At 53.9% G+C, this 16,937-nt stretch carries 15 protein-coding genes; 7 read left to right on the forward strand and 8 right to left on the reverse strand.

Annotated features, from left to right (window positions below):
- The 7 genes from OSC10802_RS0115320 (at position 1) to OSC10802_RS0115350 (ending at position 8,936) form a co-directional block, all read left to right on the forward strand.
- The gene (locus tag OSC10802_RS0115320) at positions 1-1,257 is read left to right on the forward strand and encodes an NB-ARC domain-containing protein (RefSeq protein WP_017717648.1); all 1,257 of its coding nucleotides are present in this window, start codon (positions 1-3) and stop codon (positions 1,255-1,257) included.
- On the forward strand, positions 1,258-2,997 hold the full coding sequence (locus tag OSC10802_RS0115325) for a serine/threonine-protein kinase (protein ID WP_017717649.1): 1,740 nt from the start codon (positions 1,258-1,260) through the stop codon (positions 2,995-2,997).
- Entirely contained in the window at positions 2,994-3,941 is a 948-nt protein-coding gene (locus tag OSC10802_RS0115330; protein WP_017717650.1) for a fibronectin type III domain-containing protein, read from the forward strand. Before OSC10802_RS0115325 ends, OSC10802_RS0115330 begins: the two co-directional genes overlap by 4 nt.
- A gap of 466 nt (positions 3,942-4,407) precedes the next feature.
- Positions 4,408-5,373 (forward strand): hypothetical protein, encoded by a 966-nt coding sequence (locus OSC10802_RS44400; protein WP_155967841.1) that lies wholly within the window; start codon positions 4,408-4,410, stop codon positions 5,371-5,373.
- A gap of 8 nt (positions 5,374-5,381) precedes the next feature.
- Positions 5,382-7,085, forward strand: coding sequence for a CHAT domain-containing protein (locus tag OSC10802_RS40320; RefSeq protein ID WP_017717652.1), 1,704 nt, complete (start codon positions 5,382-5,384; stop codon positions 7,083-7,085).
- Between the two features lie 471 nt (positions 7,086-7,556).
- Positions 7,557-8,447: an ABC transporter permease gene (locus OSC10802_RS0115345; RefSeq protein ID WP_026098508.1), complete on the forward strand. Its 891-nt coding sequence runs from the start codon at positions 7,557-7,559 to the stop codon at positions 8,445-8,447.
- Positions 8,448-8,540: 93 nt separating this feature from the next.
- Complete coding sequence (locus tag OSC10802_RS0115350) at positions 8,541-8,936, forward strand: hypothetical protein (RefSeq protein WP_017717654.1); 396 nt, start codon at positions 8,541-8,543, stop codon at positions 8,934-8,936.
- A 264-nt stretch (positions 8,937-9,200) separates the two neighbouring features.
- Here OSC10802_RS0115350 and OSC10802_RS0115355 read toward each other — a convergent pair whose 3' ends face one another.
- The 8 genes from OSC10802_RS0115355 to hypA form a co-directional block, all read right to left on the reverse strand.
- Entirely contained in the window at positions 9,201-11,324 is a 2,124-nt protein-coding gene (locus OSC10802_RS0115355) for a C39 family peptidase (RefSeq protein ID WP_017717655.1), read from the reverse strand.
- 218 nt (positions 11,325-11,542) lie between these two features.
- On the reverse strand, positions 11,543-11,977 hold the full coding sequence (locus tag OSC10802_RS0115360) for a peroxiredoxin (RefSeq protein WP_017717656.1): 435 nt from the start codon (positions 11,975-11,977) through the stop codon (positions 11,543-11,545).
- A gap of 201 nt (positions 11,978-12,178) precedes the next feature.
- The gene (locus OSC10802_RS0115365; protein ID WP_017717657.1) at positions 12,179-12,619 is read right to left on the reverse strand and encodes a peroxiredoxin; all 441 of its coding nucleotides are present in this window, start codon (positions 12,617-12,619) and stop codon (positions 12,179-12,181) included.
- Between the two features lie 306 nt (positions 12,620-12,925).
- Positions 12,926-13,705, reverse strand: a complete 780-nt coding sequence (locus tag OSC10802_RS0115370; RefSeq protein ID WP_026098509.1) for an ABC transporter ATP-binding protein — start codon at positions 13,703-13,705, stop codon at positions 12,926-12,928.
- 94 nt (positions 13,706-13,799) lie between these two features.
- A complete protein-coding gene (locus OSC10802_RS0115375) occupies positions 13,800-14,642 on the reverse strand; it encodes an ABC transporter permease (protein ID WP_017717659.1) in 843 nt (280 codons plus the stop codon).
- A gap of 146 nt (positions 14,643-14,788) precedes the next feature.
- A complete protein-coding gene (locus tag OSC10802_RS0115385) occupies positions 14,789-15,799 on the reverse strand; it encodes an ABC transporter substrate-binding protein (RefSeq protein ID WP_017717661.1) in 1,011 nt (336 codons plus the stop codon).
- 97 nt (positions 15,800-15,896) lie between these two features.
- The gene (hypB, locus tag OSC10802_RS0115390) at positions 15,897-16,580 is read right to left on the reverse strand and encodes a hydrogenase nickel incorporation protein HypB (RefSeq protein ID WP_017717662.1); all 684 of its coding nucleotides are present in this window, start codon (positions 16,578-16,580) and stop codon (positions 15,897-15,899) included.
- On the reverse strand, positions 16,564-16,935 hold the full coding sequence (gene hypA / locus OSC10802_RS0115395; protein ID WP_017717663.1) for a hydrogenase maturation nickel metallochaperone HypA: 372 nt from the start codon (positions 16,933-16,935) through the stop codon (positions 16,564-16,566). The genes hypB and hypA overlap by 17 nt, the downstream gene beginning before the upstream one ends.
- Positions 16,936-16,937: the final 2 nt, after the last annotated feature.

Consider the following 16,937-nt stretch of genomic DNA (forward strand, 5'->3'; position numbering starts at 1 on the left):
ATGACCAATCGTTTGAGGGCGACAGTCCTCAGTGCCTCTGCAAAGGGGTTAGAACTCGTAGATGAGGCCAGAAACAAGAAAGGCTGGAAAAAGACGGCGACGGCTTGGTGTCACGCCGCCCAGACTGCCGAGGCCACCTTGAAGCGGTTTTGGCGGCGCATACCAATTCGGCAAGAGGCTTTTATCAGTATTTGTCAAGCGGTGGGGGTGACTGACTGGAAACAGATTGTTGACAGTCACCCCCAGATAGAGGCGCACACAGACTGGGGGGAAGCGCCGGATGTGGCTGTTTTCTATGGACGCACCGGCGAACTGACGGCTCTCAAACAATGGCTGGTGGAAGACAATTGCCGCCTGGTGGCGCTTTTGGGGATGGGTGGCATCGGCAAAACCGCGCTGTCGGTAAAATTAGCCCAAGAGGTTCAAAATAACTTTGACTGTATCATCTGGCGTTCCCTGCACCAAGCCCCGCCGCTGGAAGAACTCCTGGGCGATTGGTTGGAATTTCTCTCTTACCAGTCCGCCGCTGACAAGCCGGCAGATATTGGCGAAAGCATCTCCCGCCTGATTGAGTGCTTGCGCCGCTACCGCTGTCTGCTGGTACTGGATAACATGGAAGCGATTCTCAGCAGCGGTGATTTCGTAGGGCACTATCGAGACGGCTACAAACTCTATGGCGATCTCTTGAAACGAGTCGGAGAAACCCCCCACCAGAGCTGCTTGTTACTAACCAGTCGGGAAAAACTCCGAGAAGTTGCCCTATTAGAAGGAGAAACCTTACCCGTTCGCTCCTGCCAGCTGCAAGGTTTGGGAGATGACGCCCGGGAAATCTTGAAGGAAAAGCGCTTGTCCCAACCGGAAAAGTGGGGCACCCTGATTAACATCTATCGGGGCAATCCCTTCATGCTAAAAATTGTCTCCGCTTTGATTCAAGAAGCCTTTGACGGCAAAGTCGGTGACTTCTTAAAGATGGGAACCACCCAAGTCACGCGCGATATCAGCGATTTCATTGAAGTTCATTTCGATCGCATTTCCCACTTAGAAACAGAAATCATGTACCAGATGGCGCTAGAAAAAGAGCCAGTATCGCTGAGCGAATTGCAGGAGAGCTTATCAGGCGTGCCACCCGTTGAATTAGCTAATGCGCTGGCATCTTTAGTGGGGCGCTCCCTGATTGAAAAAAGTGCGAGCGGATTCACTCTACAGCCAGTTGTGATGGAATACGTCACCAGTTTGGGGACTCCTGAACTAGAATAAGTGAGCTACTGTATCAATCCCAGATGCCCCAACCGGCAAAATCCTGACAATCTGGCCAACTGCCAGAGTTGCGGAACCCTCCTGCTTGTCAATAACCGCTACCGGCTGCTCAAACCCCTGCGCGAATTAGACGAATTCTCTCCCACAGAAATTTTTGAGATCGACGACGCGGGCGCATCCAAAGTCCTAAAAGTTTTGAAGCGCCCCAAGTTGAGCCAGATGTTCGAGCGAGAAGCGCGCGTGTTGCAGCAGCTGAAGCATCCGGGCATTCCCCAAGTGGAAGCAGACGGTTATTTCACCGTTTCCCCGGCAGGCCAAGGGGCCAAGCCACTGCACTGCTTGGTAATGGAGAAAATTGAGGGAGAGAATCTGGAGCAGTGGCTAGCTAAGGGCGGCAGGATTACTCAAACGCAGGCGCTGGATTGGCTGATACAGCTAGCAGAAATAATCAAATTAGTGCATGAAAAAAAAATATTTCACCGGGATATAAAGCCATCCAATATTATGCTGTATCCCACCGGCAAGCTGGTGCTGATTGATTTTGGCACAGTCAGGGAGGTAACAGGAACTTACCTGGCGAAAGTCGGGAGCGACCGCCAAATCACCGGCATTATTTCTCCGGGCTACACGCCGCCAGAACAAGCCACCGGCAAAGCCGTGCCGCAATCCGATTTTTTCGCACTGGGACGCACTTTGGTTCATTTACTCACCGGCTCGCATCCGGTTGACTTAGGCGAAAACCCTCAAACCGGCGAGTTGATTTGGCGAGAGCTAGCTCCTGATGTTTCGCCTGATTTTGCCAACTTAATTGATGGCCTGATGGCACCTTTTCCAGGAAAGCGCCCCGCTGACTCGCAGATGGTTTTGCAGCGCCTGGAACAGGTGCGATCCAACTGGCAGGAGGGGGTGTCAGGGGCGGTCGATCTCAGGGGAACTCGGTGGCGGGGGAGAAAAATTAATCCCTGGGGAGATGAGAGAAAACCGCCTCGGTGGCTGGCGGCGACTGTGTTACTATTGATAGGGGTATGGGGCTTTTGGGGGTTGGGTCGCGCTTTAGCGGTGTACTATTACAGTCGCGGACTGGAAAATCACTTAGCTCGTCAGTGGGAGGAGGCGGAAAGCAACTACAAGCAGGCGCTCAAACTGAACCCCAACTATGCGGAAGTTCACAGCGCCCTGGGATTTCTCTGCCAAAACCGGCAGGATGCGGAGTGCGCTCGCAGCGAGTACGAAAAAGCGATCGCACTAGACCCTAACCTAGCGATCGCTCACCTGAACTTGGGAATTCTCTGCGAAGACCGGCAAGACTGGGAGTGTGCCGGCACAGCCTACTGGCAGGCGGCGCGGAACGGGCTGCCGGCTGCTTATAACAACCTGGCTCGCTTGCGCATTCTCCAGCAAGACTTTGACGCCGCCGCAGAGCTGCTGTCACAAGGGTTGCAGCTGGCCAAAGATCCTAACACGCAATACGCCACGCTAAAGAATCTCGGCTGGGCAAAGCTCGGTCAAAAACGCTACTTTGAAGCTGAGGAAACGCTGCGAAAGGCAATTGAACTCAAAGGCGACCGCGCCCCGGCTTACTGCCTGCTGGCGCAAGTTCTGGAAAGCGAACACCAACCGCAAAATGCGCTGCCAGAATGGGAAAATTGTCTGAGATACGCTTCTCGATACAGCCCAGATGAAGCAGCCTGGATTGACATGGCACGCGAGCGCTTGAACGCCCAAGGAGAGGGACAATGAAACGTCAATTCCCGATAGCAATCGCCCTCACCGCGATCCTCTTGCCGGTGGGCTGGGGAACCGGCACCCAAAAAAAGCCGGCTCTTCTCGCAGCAGCCGCAGAAGCTATCCCTCCCGCCCGGGCGGCGACGGGGGGATACCGGCTGGTGGAAGTCAGGGGCGAAGTGCAGCTGATGCGTGCCGGGGAGCGAAACTCCCGCCCGGTGACGGCTAATATGGAACTCTATCCAGGGGATCTTCTCAAAGTTGCCAGGGGGGCAACAGCCACTGTCCTGTGCGCCACCAATGGCCAGACTTGGACGCTGCCAGCCGGTCTGTCCGGCGTCACCAATGGCTGTCCCCCAGAAAACCCGATAAATCCGCAGCTGCCACCGACTCGTGGGTCGGTAGATAAGAACTCTCCTTACATTATCAGCCCCCGCCAAACAGCCCTGCTCAACAGCTGGCCAAAGCTGCGCTGGAATGATCTGCGCACAGAATCCGGTTACATCGTTCTGGTCAGGGGCGAGGATGGCACGAGATGGGAAAAGACTGTCACCGCCTCTGAAATCACCTATTCTGGTTCTCCCCTGAAACCGGGTGTCACCTACCAGCTGATTGTCCAGTCCGGCAGCGGTGAGGGGGAAAGCCAGGACTACGCCACATTCTGGCTGCTGGACGAACAGACCGCTCGCGCCGTGCGGGACAGGGCAGCCGCACTGGGTCAGCAGCCGTGGTCTGAGGAGGAGAAAGCTCTGGCCACCGCCGATCTGTACCGCGCCCACAGCTTGATTGCCGAGGCGATCGAAACTCTGGAAGCTTTGAAGGGCAAAACAGAAGCAGTTAAGCGGATGCTGGGAGAACTCTACGAATGGGTGGGACTGGCTCCGCAGGCGCAGCGGCACTACTCGCAGGGCATCTGGCAAAAAGCATCTGGCATCAAGCCGGCTCGCACTGGCCCCTGATAGCGGTCGATCGACAGCAGGTGATATAACTGTTTCGGAGATTCACAAACCCCACCCTCAACGGCGGGTTTCTTCTGGCAGGGGGGCGGTATCCGCAGATGTCTGCCGGAAGCAAAAATTATAGCAGTAGGCACTTAGGTTAGAACATTAGACTTGGGGGCAGGCGATACGCCTGCCTTACGCCTATCCTTCATAGGATAGGCGTTCCCTCCGACCCAATGTCCTCAACTGACTGTCTATTGCTATATCTGCTTACTTTGCTCCTGCGGCAGGCCACAAAGACGATCTGCAAAGCCGCCCCTACTTGGTATGAGTGGCATTTACAGGCAAACTATATAAGTAGGTGAACATCAATAAATCGCTGGTGTTGGCAAAGATCGCGCCGGCGCAGACCGCGCACCGCCCCTGCGCGCTCACGCTAGGTGCAACCGGTCTCATCGCCCTTTGTTTCGCAGCTGCCACTGAAATGGCCACTCCCCAATCCAGCACAGCCCAGATCCCTCCTGCCGGCCTGGAAGCCCACTGCCCTGAAGTTCCATCAAATCCGCTTAATTCCACCAATTATATCCCCCAACCCCCCACAGGGAAACCGGCCCCAAAAGAACTTGAGGTCAGGGGAGCAGGGCTGAAAGCCACAAAAATTGGTATTATACCAAAAAAGCATCTCAGTGTCAAGAAACCGGCAGCTTCACCTGTGAGTGATTCTCCAGAACCGGCAGCTCCTGAACCCGCCGGTCAGCCGCCCAGTCTTCGCCTAGTGCCTGAGCCTGGCTATCAGGCATCGCCAAATATCTCAGTGGGGGTGCCTTTTGCTTATGGCTTGTCCTGGGGGAGTGGCGGCATGGGTTTGGGCTGGCAAGAACGCACCCGCTACACCAAACAGCCTGACGGAGGGGTGGGGATGGGCATCGGGTTGGGGAACCCTAATAAATCTGTCGGGTTCGATGTCGGGGTATCGATTCTGGATGTTTCCGATTTCGCCCGCCGGGGTTCGCTGAGCTTTAAAATTCACCGCGCCCTATCTGATGATTTAGCTGTGGCAGTTGGGCTGCAAAATGCTATCGTCTGGGGCTCTACAGATGCCGGCACCAGCGCTTACGCTACAGTCACTCAAACGTTTCACCTGAGAGAAAGTCCTGATAAATTATTTAGTTCGCTCACGGTTAATGCCGGCATTGGCGGCGGACAATTTCGTTCAGAATCCGATATTAAAAACAGCATCGAGTCAGTGGGGGTTTTCGGCAGTGTGGCGCTGCGAGTGTCGGAACCCATCAGTGCGATTGCCGAGTGGACTGGACAGGATTTGACCCTGGGACTGTCCTGCGTGCCATTCCGGGACAGGCCCCTGACCGTCACCGGCGCTCTTACCGACCTCACCGGCACCGCTGGCGACGGGAGCAGGTTCCTTTTAAAAATTGGCTACTCTTTTTAAGCAAAGCGATGAAACTTATTAACCTCTTACTGAAAATTGCTGTTTTCCTGAGTTTGACTGTGGTTTCCCTGAAACTGGCGCTTGCCAACCCGGTGCCGGTGAGAGAAATTCCTAGAATCCCACTTTTATCGCCCCGACTCTCCCTAGTACCGGCACCAGCAGAGAGGGGGAGTTTGGTGAGTTTGCTTCCCGCCTCTCCCTACTGGGAAGAGGGGGGTGAGGGCGGTGAGGGAAATAGGTCCTCACTCAAAACGAGAATCCTCCCCATCCCCAGAGATGCTCTGATTTTTAGCCAAACGGGAAATTTTTCCGATGCGACTGGGCCTTCCGTTATAGAATTTTCAGCGCCCAGCATCTCCACTCCAGCGTCCCAGGCTGTCCAAGCGCCGGCGGCAGAGTCGGCGGCAGAGAATTCTCAGGCAGGCCAAACTGGAAATTCGGTTGAGGTAGCCGTTCAGCTCTTTGAAGATCATCAAGCGAGGGCGTTCGCACAATACTTCAACAAAATAATTGTTGGCAAGTTCCCATCCGCTGACTTAATCAGCAAACAGCTCTGGGAGATGGCAAGGCAAACCAGAAAGAAAGCCGCACTAATTTATGTAACATCTTTTCCCGAATACCTGCAAACGGTATCGGTATTTCCCAATACTGGAACCGCAGCAGGCCAGCAACGGCCAGACAGCAAACAATCCGCTAACCAGGGGATTGCGGAAACGAAGCGAGAAGCAGTCGAGAAAACTGTTAGGGCTTGGCGAGGGGAAATTGAACCGCCTCCCCTTGGCCCGGGCACCGGCTCACTCGCTGAGGCGAAAAAACTGTATGAGTGGCTGGTTCAGCCCCTGGAGCCGGCACTGCGATCTAACCAGATAGATACTTTAGTTTTTCTCATGGATGCTGGGTTGCGCTCGCTTCCCATAGCGGCTTTGCATGATGGCAAACAGTTCCTAATTGAGAAATACAGCGTGGCGCTGATTCCCAGTTTTGGCCTGACGGACACCCGTTACTCTGACCTGCGATCGCAGATAATTTTAGCGACCGGCGCGTCGGAATTTCCAGACTCAGATCTACCGCCTTTGCCGGCTGTGCCGGTGGAGCTGTCTGCTATCTTGAGACGCCCCTGGCAGGGGATCTCCTTACTCAACGAAGACTTCACGCTGGACAGGTTTCAGTCTGTTAACCGGCAGCAACATTTTGGGATTATTCACTTGGCAACCCACGCGCAATTTAACCGAGGGGATGCCAGGGAATCATTCATCCAGTTTAGGAACGCAAAACTGTCACTGGACAAGCTGGGCGAAGTAGCGCGGAAATTGGGGTGGCCAGAACCTCCTCCCGTGGAAATGCTGGTGCTGAGTGCGTGCGAAACCGCCTTGGGAAATGAACCGGAATTAGGATTTGCCGGCATCGCTGTTCAGACTGGGGTTAAGTCGGCACTCGCCAGCCTTTGGCGCGTCGGCGACACCGCCACTTTGGCGCTGATGAGCGAGTTTTACAAACAGCTGGCTCAAATGCCCAAACCTCTGAAAGCAGAAGCCCTCAGGCGAACTCAGCTAGCGATGCTCAGAAAAGAAGTCCGCCTGGAAAATGGACAGTTGCGGCTGTCGGACGGGGATCTGATTCCTCTCCCCCCAGAGATGGCTGCAGCGGAGCCGGCAACGTTCTCTGACCCGCACTACTGGGCTGGGTTCACCCTCATCGGTTACTGGAATTGAGAGCAATTTTGGATTTTGGATGCAAGGATTTTGGATTGGGAAAGGGGGCAGGAAAGCCTTTCCAGTCCGGGGAAAAAATACTATAGCAGTATGCACTTAGGGCGCGGACATTAGATCAAGAGGGCAGGCGAGACGCCTGCCCTACGCCTTTTTTCCTAGGTCACTGATGTCCTAACCAATATGACTGCTGCTATATCTATCCGAACTCGGCCAAACTTTCACGCATTTAATTTGCGCTATCCATCTCTATCCGCTCGCTCCCAGACTCTGCCTGGGAACGAGACTCTGGAGGCTCTGCCTCCTTTCTACAAAAAGCAGAATAAAAGCCTAACAGCTTGCGGAGCCACCCGATTGACACAAAGTTTTCAACCGGAATTGATATTATTTCGATTTGTAAATTAGGATCGGTGAGGGGGGGTGGGCGCTTCCCGCCCTCGCCTGTCACTCTTTGAACTCTTTGAGGAAATTGAAATGAGTCGCACTATAACGCCTGCCAAACCCGAGATCAGCTGGCCGGCGGCTTCGGGCCAGCCGGCAGAGGCCACAACCAGCGTCCTGGGGGAATTTGTCCAAGAAACCCTGGCGCTAACCCGCCGGCTGTTCATCCAGCTGCAGCGACGCCCTTCCACCCTAATCGCCGGGATTGTCCAGCCCCTGATGTGGTTAATCCTGTTTGGTGCCCTGTTTCAAAACGCACCGGCTGGTCTGTTCGGTGAGAGCCAGAATTACGGGCAATTCCTCGGTGCCGGTGTGATTGTGTTCACCGCGTTTGCCGGCGCGCTCAATGCCGGCTTGCCGGTGATGTTTGACCGGGAATTTGGCTTTCTCAACCGGCTGCTTGTCGCTCCTTTGGCATCCCGGTTTTCCATTGTCGTCGCCTCCGCAATCTTTATCGTTACCTTAAGCTTTATCCAAACAGGAGTCATTATTACTGCTGGCGCTTTTTTTGGTGCCGGCTTGCCCGGTCCGGCGGGACTCGTCGCGATCGCCCTGATTATCTTCCTCCTGGTCTTGGGCGTCACCGGCTTGAGTTTGGGTCTGGCTTTTGCCCTTCCCGGACACATCGAACTGATTGCGGTGATTTTTGTGACCAACCTCCCCCTGCTGTTCGCCAGCACCGCCCTCGCGCCCCTCTCCTTCATGCCCAAATGGCTGCAAGTCGTGGCGAGCCTCAATCCTCTCAGCTACGCCATTGAGCCAATTCGCTACCTCTACCTGCACAGCGACTGGGCGCTCAGCAGCACAGTCATGCAAGCACCCTGGGGCGATATCAGCTTTGCCGGTGCCCTGCTGGTGCTTGCCGGTTTCGATGCCGTCGCCCTTTTGAGCATTCAACCCCTGCTCCGCCGCACCTTTGCGTAAAACTTCCGGGGGGCGAACCGAGGTTCGCCCCCCCCACCGGCGCACCTTTTGGGAGTATAATCGTCTGTAAACTAGAAAATTTAAGCAATAAGTATGCAAAGCCAAAACTCACCCGCAGCAGCCAAGTCCCGCAACGGATTGATTCTGGCAGCCCTCGCCGGAATCGGAGTCGCTACCTTGGCGCTGCCTCAAGCCAGCTTCGCTCAAGCTTGCAGTGACGGTCAAACACTGCAGGGCTGTCCCTCCCCCAATGAGCGAGACTCTTTCTCTGGTTTAGACAATGGGCAGCTCAACATGTATGATATCATTCACAGAGCTCAAATGGGCACTATTACCAATATTAATGAATTCACTGCCGAACAGCGGCAAAACCTGAATTCTGCAGCGGATGATTTCCGGGCGCAACAGCTCCAGCGCATGCAGCAAGCGCAACAGCAAGCTGCGCCGGTCGAGCCGGCAGCCGCACCGGCACCGGCACCCCAGAACTGACACCAATTTTGGATTTTAGATTTTGGATTTTGGATTGAAAAAGCCGCAGTAAAGCCTTTCCCCTCGTTCCCAGCCTGAGGCTGGGAACGCCGTGAAGGAGGCTCTGCCTCATTCGGTGCTTTCCTTGGGTTATTTATAGAGGTTTTCTGTTGGATGATGTGCGCATAAAAAACCCGGTTTCTTTAAGAAAACGGGTTTCTCAGTATCTCTAGAAAAACCCTACATTTCCAGCGACTGTAGGGGCTTCAGCGCGGGAGCGAGGAATTATGGCTGGATAAAATGCGCCCAAATATTCCCATCAGGACCGGCAACTTGATTCAAATAGCCATAGGGATAGAGCAATTTTCCCCCTTCTGTATCGGAGTAGCCGGTGAGGGCATCTCCCCAAGGATCGTTGACAATCAAACCTTCGGAGGTGTGCCCAACACCGCAGATGACATGCCCGCTGGCTGTAAAGTCACCGGCAAGCACGAAAGGACGCCCGTTATTCAGCTCATTTTTCACCTCTGACCAAGTGCGGTTGGCACTAAAACTGGTCTTGAAACCATAGGCGCGAATCAGCTCGGAAAGCACGGTATGATCTGTCTGAGATCCTTCCCCATACTGGCTGACGCACCACTCCAGCAATTCGTCTTCCAGCTGCCCTCCCGAATTGCTGCGAATGCCATAATAATAGAATGCCATTGCAATCGAAGTGACGTTGCAAGTAGACCAGTAGAAGCGGGGGTTGTCCCGCTGGGAAAAATACGGCACGTTCAGCTCGACTTGGTTGGGGAAAGGGTCGAAAGTTGTACCCCCCCGCCGCATCTGGATATGGCTGGGATAGAGGTAGCCGGTGTTGCCAAACTGCTGCAGCTGTTCGGTCAGGGATACTTTAATGTGACCCTCTTCTAGTGTGTAGCTGGCTACCCCGTAAACTCGTCCCACCGGCAGAGCGATCTTCTCAGTATTGCTCAACTGGCTGGCATCCACCGGCTTCTTTTTCAACACCGTCGGTTGCAGGACTGTCGCCGTGAGAGCGTTCGGGTCATACGTCACCACCCGGTCAAATTTTTTAATTTTAACGTGACGCCAGTAGACGTACCCAACATTTCCGAAACCGGGAATTGATTGGGTGAGAGTGACGCGATAGTGCCCTTTAATGCTGGCGTAACCACTTATAGCATAAACTTGCCCCAATGTCAAGTCATATTTCTGATTTTTTGCCAGCTCGGATGAATCGACCGGCGCAGCTTTGAGGCTGGTGGCTTCTGTGACGAGCATCTGAGCGCTGACGTGAGTGTCGGGCACATCGTCGATATCAAATTTGAGGATTTGGTTGCCTTTACTCAGCTGTACATAAGGTTCGTAAAAATAGCCAAAATTTCCCACCGGCTCCAGGGGCGAGCTGAGCGTTATCTTCAGGTGCCCTTCTGCCAGTCCGTATTGGCTGACGCCAAATGTTTTACCGGCTTTCACCAGAACTTTTTGCTGGGAATTCAGGCTGGAAGAATCTACCGGCGCTACCTTAAAAAAGGTGTCCTTGAGAGTTTTCAATGTCAGCGATTTCCCAACCGTCGTCGCATTCTTGCTGACGGTGATGTTCACCAGCTGGCTGCTAACAACTAGGCCGGTGCTGTCTTTACCTTTCAGCCGCAGCCAGCGTGCGCCGGGTTCCTGAAATCCTTGACTCAGCTTGACTTGCCAGGTGCCTTGCGAGCGGTTGAGCGTGACTGCAAGGGGATATTTATCCTCAGCAACCAGCTCTACAGAAGCCACTCGCAGGGGGTCAAAAGTGCCGGTGAGTGTTGTGGGCTGTTTGGCCAAAACTTCTGTTGGGCCATTGAAGCCTGTCACCTGCGCGTCGCTGAGGGAATTGCCACCCCGACTCAGCTGCACAGCATCCGGAGATAAGTAGCCGGTGTTGCCAAATCCGGGGATATTTTCTGTCAGCGAGACTTTCAGGTTTCCCGCTTCCAGCAGGTAGCCGGCGACGCCATAAACCATCCCAGCGGGGAGGGAAATTTTTTCTGCCGGTTTCAGGGTGGCGGGGTCAGCGGGGCGCTTTTTTAAGGCAGTATTTTTGAGAATGGTTAACAGGACAGCGTTGGGGTCAAACCGCACCTCTTTGCCGTCTTTTGTGATTTTAACGTGCTGCCAGTAGAGATAGCCGGTTGTGCCAAAGCCGGGAGTTTTTTTGGAAAAGGTGACTCGAAAATGCCCTTCAATGCAGGCATATCCGAGGATGTAAAAGGTCTGCCCTTTCAGCAGCTCGACTTGCTGGTAGGGGGCGAGCTGCGATGAATCTTCGGGTTTGGTTTTAAGTTTTGTGGTTTGGGTAATGGATAGTAGGGAAAAGCCGGGAGGAATTGCTGAGGGGGCGTCCGACTGGAATTTGGTAGAGATCATAAGTGGCTGTCGCCTGCTAACGGTTACGTTCTTTATCCTTATGGCTGCAATTTTTTTCCGGCACGGCTAGCGGTAGGGTATTCCGAACTTTTCTATACAAAAAACCGCCCTCAGGCAACTTGACGGGCGGTGACTAAGCAATTCCGTTAGTTTTCAGATGGTCTTGTCAAAGGATTAGTTCCCCAAGAGCGCGCCAGGACGCCTTACGCACAATCCGGTCAGGCGATTTGCGCCAGAATATCCTGGGCGTGGGTTGCGGTATTGACTGCCGCGTCCACTACAGCGATTTTGCCTTCCGGGTCGATGACGTAGGTGACGCGCTTGGCGTAGCCGCCCCCATCCACATCGTAAGCTTTGGTGAGAACACCATCGACATCTGCCAGAAGTGGGAAATTCAAATTGTACTTCTGGGTGAAGAGTTGGTGGGACTCCTGATCATCCCTGCTGACACCCAGCACCACTATCTCTTTGCCAAGATATTCGGTGTGGGTATCCCGAAAACTGCAGGCTTGTTTGGTGCAGCCCGGTGTGTCGTCTTTGGGGTAAAAGTACAAAACGACGGTTTTGCCAGCGAAGTCAGACAGGCTGACGGTATTGCCGTTGGTGTCTTTTACGGTAAAGTCCGGGGCGACAGTGCCGACCGCTAAAGGCATAAATGCTCCTCACGAATTTTAGGATTTGTTAAAAATTGTAACACTCGCCGGCAGCGGGTGTGCTGGTGCTGGGGGGGCGAGTGCCGGTGGCCCCCTCGCCGGGGGCCGGTTGGCCCGCCCTCCCAGGACACTGGGCCGGAGGGAACGCAGAAACCCGGTTTCTGAAAGAAACCGGGTTTCTCAGTACCTCAATGCGCCGGCTCACACCATTGCCGCGAGGATATCCTTGGCGTGGGTTTCGGTGTTGAGACTGTCGCCTTCATAGACTTGAGCGATTTTGCCGATTTTGTCTATGATATAGGTGACGCGCTTGGCTTTCTCGCCTTTTACAGCGTCGTAAGCTTTGGTGATGGCACCATCCACATCTGCTAGCAGCGGGAAAGGCAGACTGAATTTATCGGTGAATTTTTGGTGGGACGCTTCATCATCCCTGCTGACGCCGAGTACGGCAATATCTTTGCCCCGGAATTCGCTGTAGGAGTCCCGGAAACTGCACGCTTCTTTTGTGCAGCCCGGGGTGTCGTCTTTGGGGTAGAAGTACAGGACGAGTATTTTGCCGGCGAAATCAGACAGCTTAACGGTTTTGCCGGTGGTGTCTTTGGCGGTAAAAGCGGGGGCAGCTGCGCCCACAGGTAGGGTCATATCTCTTTGTCGATAGTTTTAATCGTTATTATATAGCGTCTCTCATATTAGTGAGGTACTGAGAAACCCGGTTTCTTAAAAAAACCGGGTTTCTGGGCACGCTATAGAGCCTGCCGTGGGGCATTTCCAGGGGAGCTTCGATAAAATAGGAGGCAGTCGCTTCGGAACTGCGCACACCGCTAGCAGTGAAAACTTGCCTTGAGGGCGGGGCAACGGTTGGGCTAAAGCCCAACTACAAACCTTTTCAAGGCAGCGCCTCTTGTGGGGCGCTCCCAGGCGCTCGCCTGGGAACGAGCAACCGGCAATCTAGTTGGCCGAGGCGGCCAGCACAGCTTCTTCTCCCCGCAGCAACCCCATGATTTCATCCTTCAAGTCCTGAAACTTGGCGGAGCGCTTTATGTGATAATTTCGCTCTGCCGGCCACTCCACCTTCAATTCCTGTTTAATGCTGCCCGGGCGCGCATTCAAAACATAAATCCGCTGCGACAGGAATACCGCCTCATCAACATCATGGGTGATCATAAAAATAGTCGTGCCGGTGCGCCGCCAAAGTTCGAGGAGAAATTGCTGCATCGCTTCTTTTGTCTGCACATCTAGCGCGCCAAACGGTTCATCCATCAGCAGAATTTTCGGCTGGCAGGCTAAAGCGCGGGCAATTGCCACTCGCTGCTTCATCCCCCCCGACAGTTCCTTCGGCAGCGCGTTGGCAAATTCCAACAGTCCCACCACCTCCAAGTAGCGCTCAACTCGCCGCCGGCATTCCGCTGCCGGCACCCCTTGCAGCTTCAGCCCAAAACCCACATTAGCCGCCACATTCATCCAGGGGTAAAGGGTGTAACTTTGAAACACCATGCCGCGATCTGGTCCGGGACCCGTCACCGGCACTCCATCGACTCGAATTTCACCGGCTGTGGGCGTATCCAGCCCAGCCATCAGCCGCAGCAGTGTTGACTTTCCCGAACCAGACGCGCCAACCGCACAGACAAATTCTCCTTCTTCAACGTGCAGGTTGATATCTTTGAGGGCGACGATGAATCCCTGTCTTGTTTTGAATTGTTTGTGAAGGCGAGAAACTTCTAGGTGCATCATAATTTAGAGGGAGTTGGTAAGGGGGAATTTTTTGGGGTGCCGGGATTGGGGGATTGGGGGATTGGGATTCCCCCAGTGACTGGCGGGCTGTTCATTCTGCTGCCCACCGGCAAGCAACTCGCAGCAGCAAGCGAAACAGCAGGTCGATGGCTAGACCGATGAGGCCAATGACAATCAGTCCGGCAAAGATTTCATCGGTTTTGAGGAATCTTTGAGCGACGCTAATGCGCCGGCCTAACCCTTCTGTTGCGGCGACTAATTCTGAGACGATGACGAGGTTCCAAGAAGCGGCCATGTTGACGCGACAGGCGTCTATGATTTTGGGTAAAATGTAGGGAGAGATAACGAGGAGCAGGACTTGGAGTCGCTGCCCCCCTAGGGTGTAGGTGGTTTCTATTAAGTCTTTGGGGACGAATTTGACGGCATCCATTATCATTAAGGTGTTGAAAAAGAGGGTGCCGATAAAAATCAGGAGAACTTTGGGCACTTCGCCCAAGCCGAAGTAAAGGATGAGGAGGGGAATAAAGGCGGGTGCCGGCATATATCGCACAAGGGCGATGATGGGTTCGGTGAGGGAGCGGATGCTGGCAAAGGCACCCATGAGAATGCCGAGGGGGATGGAGATAGCAGCCGCTAGCAAAAAGCCGCTGAGCACCCGAAACAGGCTGAATACTGTATCGGTTTGTAATGAGCCGTTTTGCCAAAGACGCGCTAGGGCTTCCCAAACTTGAGCCGGTGCCGGCAGGAATAGCGGCTGGACAAATCCTGAGTTGGAGATGAGCCACCACACGCCAAAAGGCACGCCCACGGATAGGGCCATCAGCGCCCACGTCAGGGGTTTGGGAATGTCTTCGCTAATTCGCCAAAATACTGTGGCCGGCAGCATTTTTTGAGGCCGGTCTGAATCGTTTGAGTTTAAGTATTCTAGTTCCATATCTGTGACACTGTTGGTTTTCTGTTATAGCAGCAGACAGTCAGTTTAGGTGATGGGCATTGCGGCGGGATTGGGGCATTGCACAAATCAATCCCAAATCCCAAATCCCAAATCCAAAATCCAAAATCCAAAATCCAAAATTTGTATTAGTTTTGGCGACCGGCTGCATACGCTCTCACAAATCTGTCGTCAAAGAGCCGGGTCAGGTCTGGCGCTTTTTTTATCAAGCCGGCTTCCAGTAAAAATTTGCTGATTTCCTGCGCGGCGTGAGGCAAGGAGGTCATATCATTGCCGGGAGTGAGCGCCTTCAAATTATCTGCTATACTGAAGATTGCCGTGCCCGCACCGTATTTTTTGTAGTCTTCAACGGACACACCGGCACGTTTGGCCATAATCTCGTAAGACTTGTCTGGGTTCTTTTGGATGAAGTCTAATATAGCAAACCAGGTATTTACCAGAGCCTGAACCTCTTGCGGCTTTTCCTCAACCAGTTTGCGGCTGACGGTCAAATGATCTGGAATTGCTCCCGGAAAGTCTTTTGAGCTAAATAGCTCTTTGCTGCCCTTGCGCTCTAGGGCCTTTGTGGTGAAAGGAGCAAAAACACCTACGGCATCTACTTGGCCGGCGGCAAATGCTGCTGCAGCCGCTCCTGTTTCTAGGGGCTGAATGCTGACATCTTTTGCGGTCAGGCCGGCTTTTTGAAGTCCCAGCAGCAGCAGGAAGTGATCGACTGTCCCCTCCTCTACGGCGATTTTCTTTCCTTTCAGGTCAGCAATGCTGTTGATGTCTTCGCGGACAATAATTTTGTCATTGCCCCTGGAGTTGTCGTTGACTAAAACAATCACTTGCTCGGAGCCGGCGGCTAGGGAGGTAATGGTATCATTGAGGGTTTGGGTGTTGGCGTCTAGCTGGCCGACTGCTAGGGCATTAATGGAATCCAAATACCCGTCAAACCACTTCAAATCGACACTGACGCCATTGGCTTCAAACAGCTTTTCTTGTCGGGCGATTTCCCAGGGAATCCACCCGGGCCAAGCGCTAAAACCCATGCGCACCGCTGCAGCTGCCGGTGGCGTCCCGGAGGGCGTGCAGCTGGCGGCAGCGATTAAACTGGCTAAAAATAAAGCCAGTAAAGGCAGGAGCGAGCGAATTTTCATTAAATCTCCTTTGGCGAATTTATGCTTTCCCCCTCCTTCCGCAGGGGCTTTCCTTGAATGGGGGAGGGGATTTCCTCCCCTTTCCCCTGTCGCGCGACTAGCGTTCCGCACCCTGTTTGACTTGCTGGCGCACCCAGTCAAACCAAGACGGCAATCCGCTGCCGGTTTTCGCAGAAACAGGTATAATAGTTATGTCGGGATTCATCTGGCGGACATTTGCCTCAATGCGGCTGATGTCAATTTCCAGATAGGGCGCTAAGTCCATCTTGGTAATCAGGAGGCAGTCTGCCTGCTGGAACATGATGGGGTATTTGAGGGGCTTGTCCTCTCCTTCCGTCACGCTCAGCAGGGCAACCTTGGCGTGCTCTCCCACTTCAAACTCAGCTGGGCAAACGAGATTTCCCACATTTTCCACCAGCACCAAATCAAACTCTGAGGGATTGTACTGGTGAGACAGGGTGTGAAGGCCACCGGCCACCATCCGGGAATCTAAGTGACAGGAGCGACCCGTATTAATGGCAATCACCGGCACCCCGTACCGGCGCAGCCTTTCTGCGTCTAGCTCGGTGGTCATATCCCCTTCGATGGCGGCAATTTTCAGCTCGCCGCTCAGCGCCTCTAGCGTGCGCTCTAAAAGCACCGTTTTGCCGGCACCCGGGCTGCTCATCACATTCAGGCAAGTAATGCCCCACTGATCGAAATGCGCCCGATTGTGGTCGGCTCCCTGCTGGTTGGCGTGCAGCAGATTGATCTCCAACGCCGCGTCAAGTGTTTGGTGCATAAGCGTCTGAACTGTATTCAATGCGGTCAATTTTCAGCTCCCGACCCGAGCGGATATCCTCCATCGGAGACCGGCACTGGGGGCAGGCATATTGAATGCCTATTTCGGGGGCGTATTCCTGCCGGCAGCGGTGGCAGTAGGCAATCAGGGGCGTCTCCCGAATTGCCAGCTCAACTCCCTGCAAAAAGGTGCTGCCAGTTTGCACCTCAAAGGCGAATTGCAAAGCAGCCGGCTCCACACAAGTAAATTTGCCTACCACCAAGTGAATGCACTCAATTTTGAGGCGTTCTGGCTGGGATTCCCACCACTCTCTGACGGTGAGAATTAACGCCTTCGTCATATCGGTTTCGTGCATGG

The sequence above is a fragment of the Kamptonema formosum PCC 10802 genome (assembly GCF_000332335.1).
Lineage (GTDB): Bacteria > Cyanobacteriota > Cyanobacteriia > Cyanobacteriales > Oscillatoriaceae > Oscillatoria.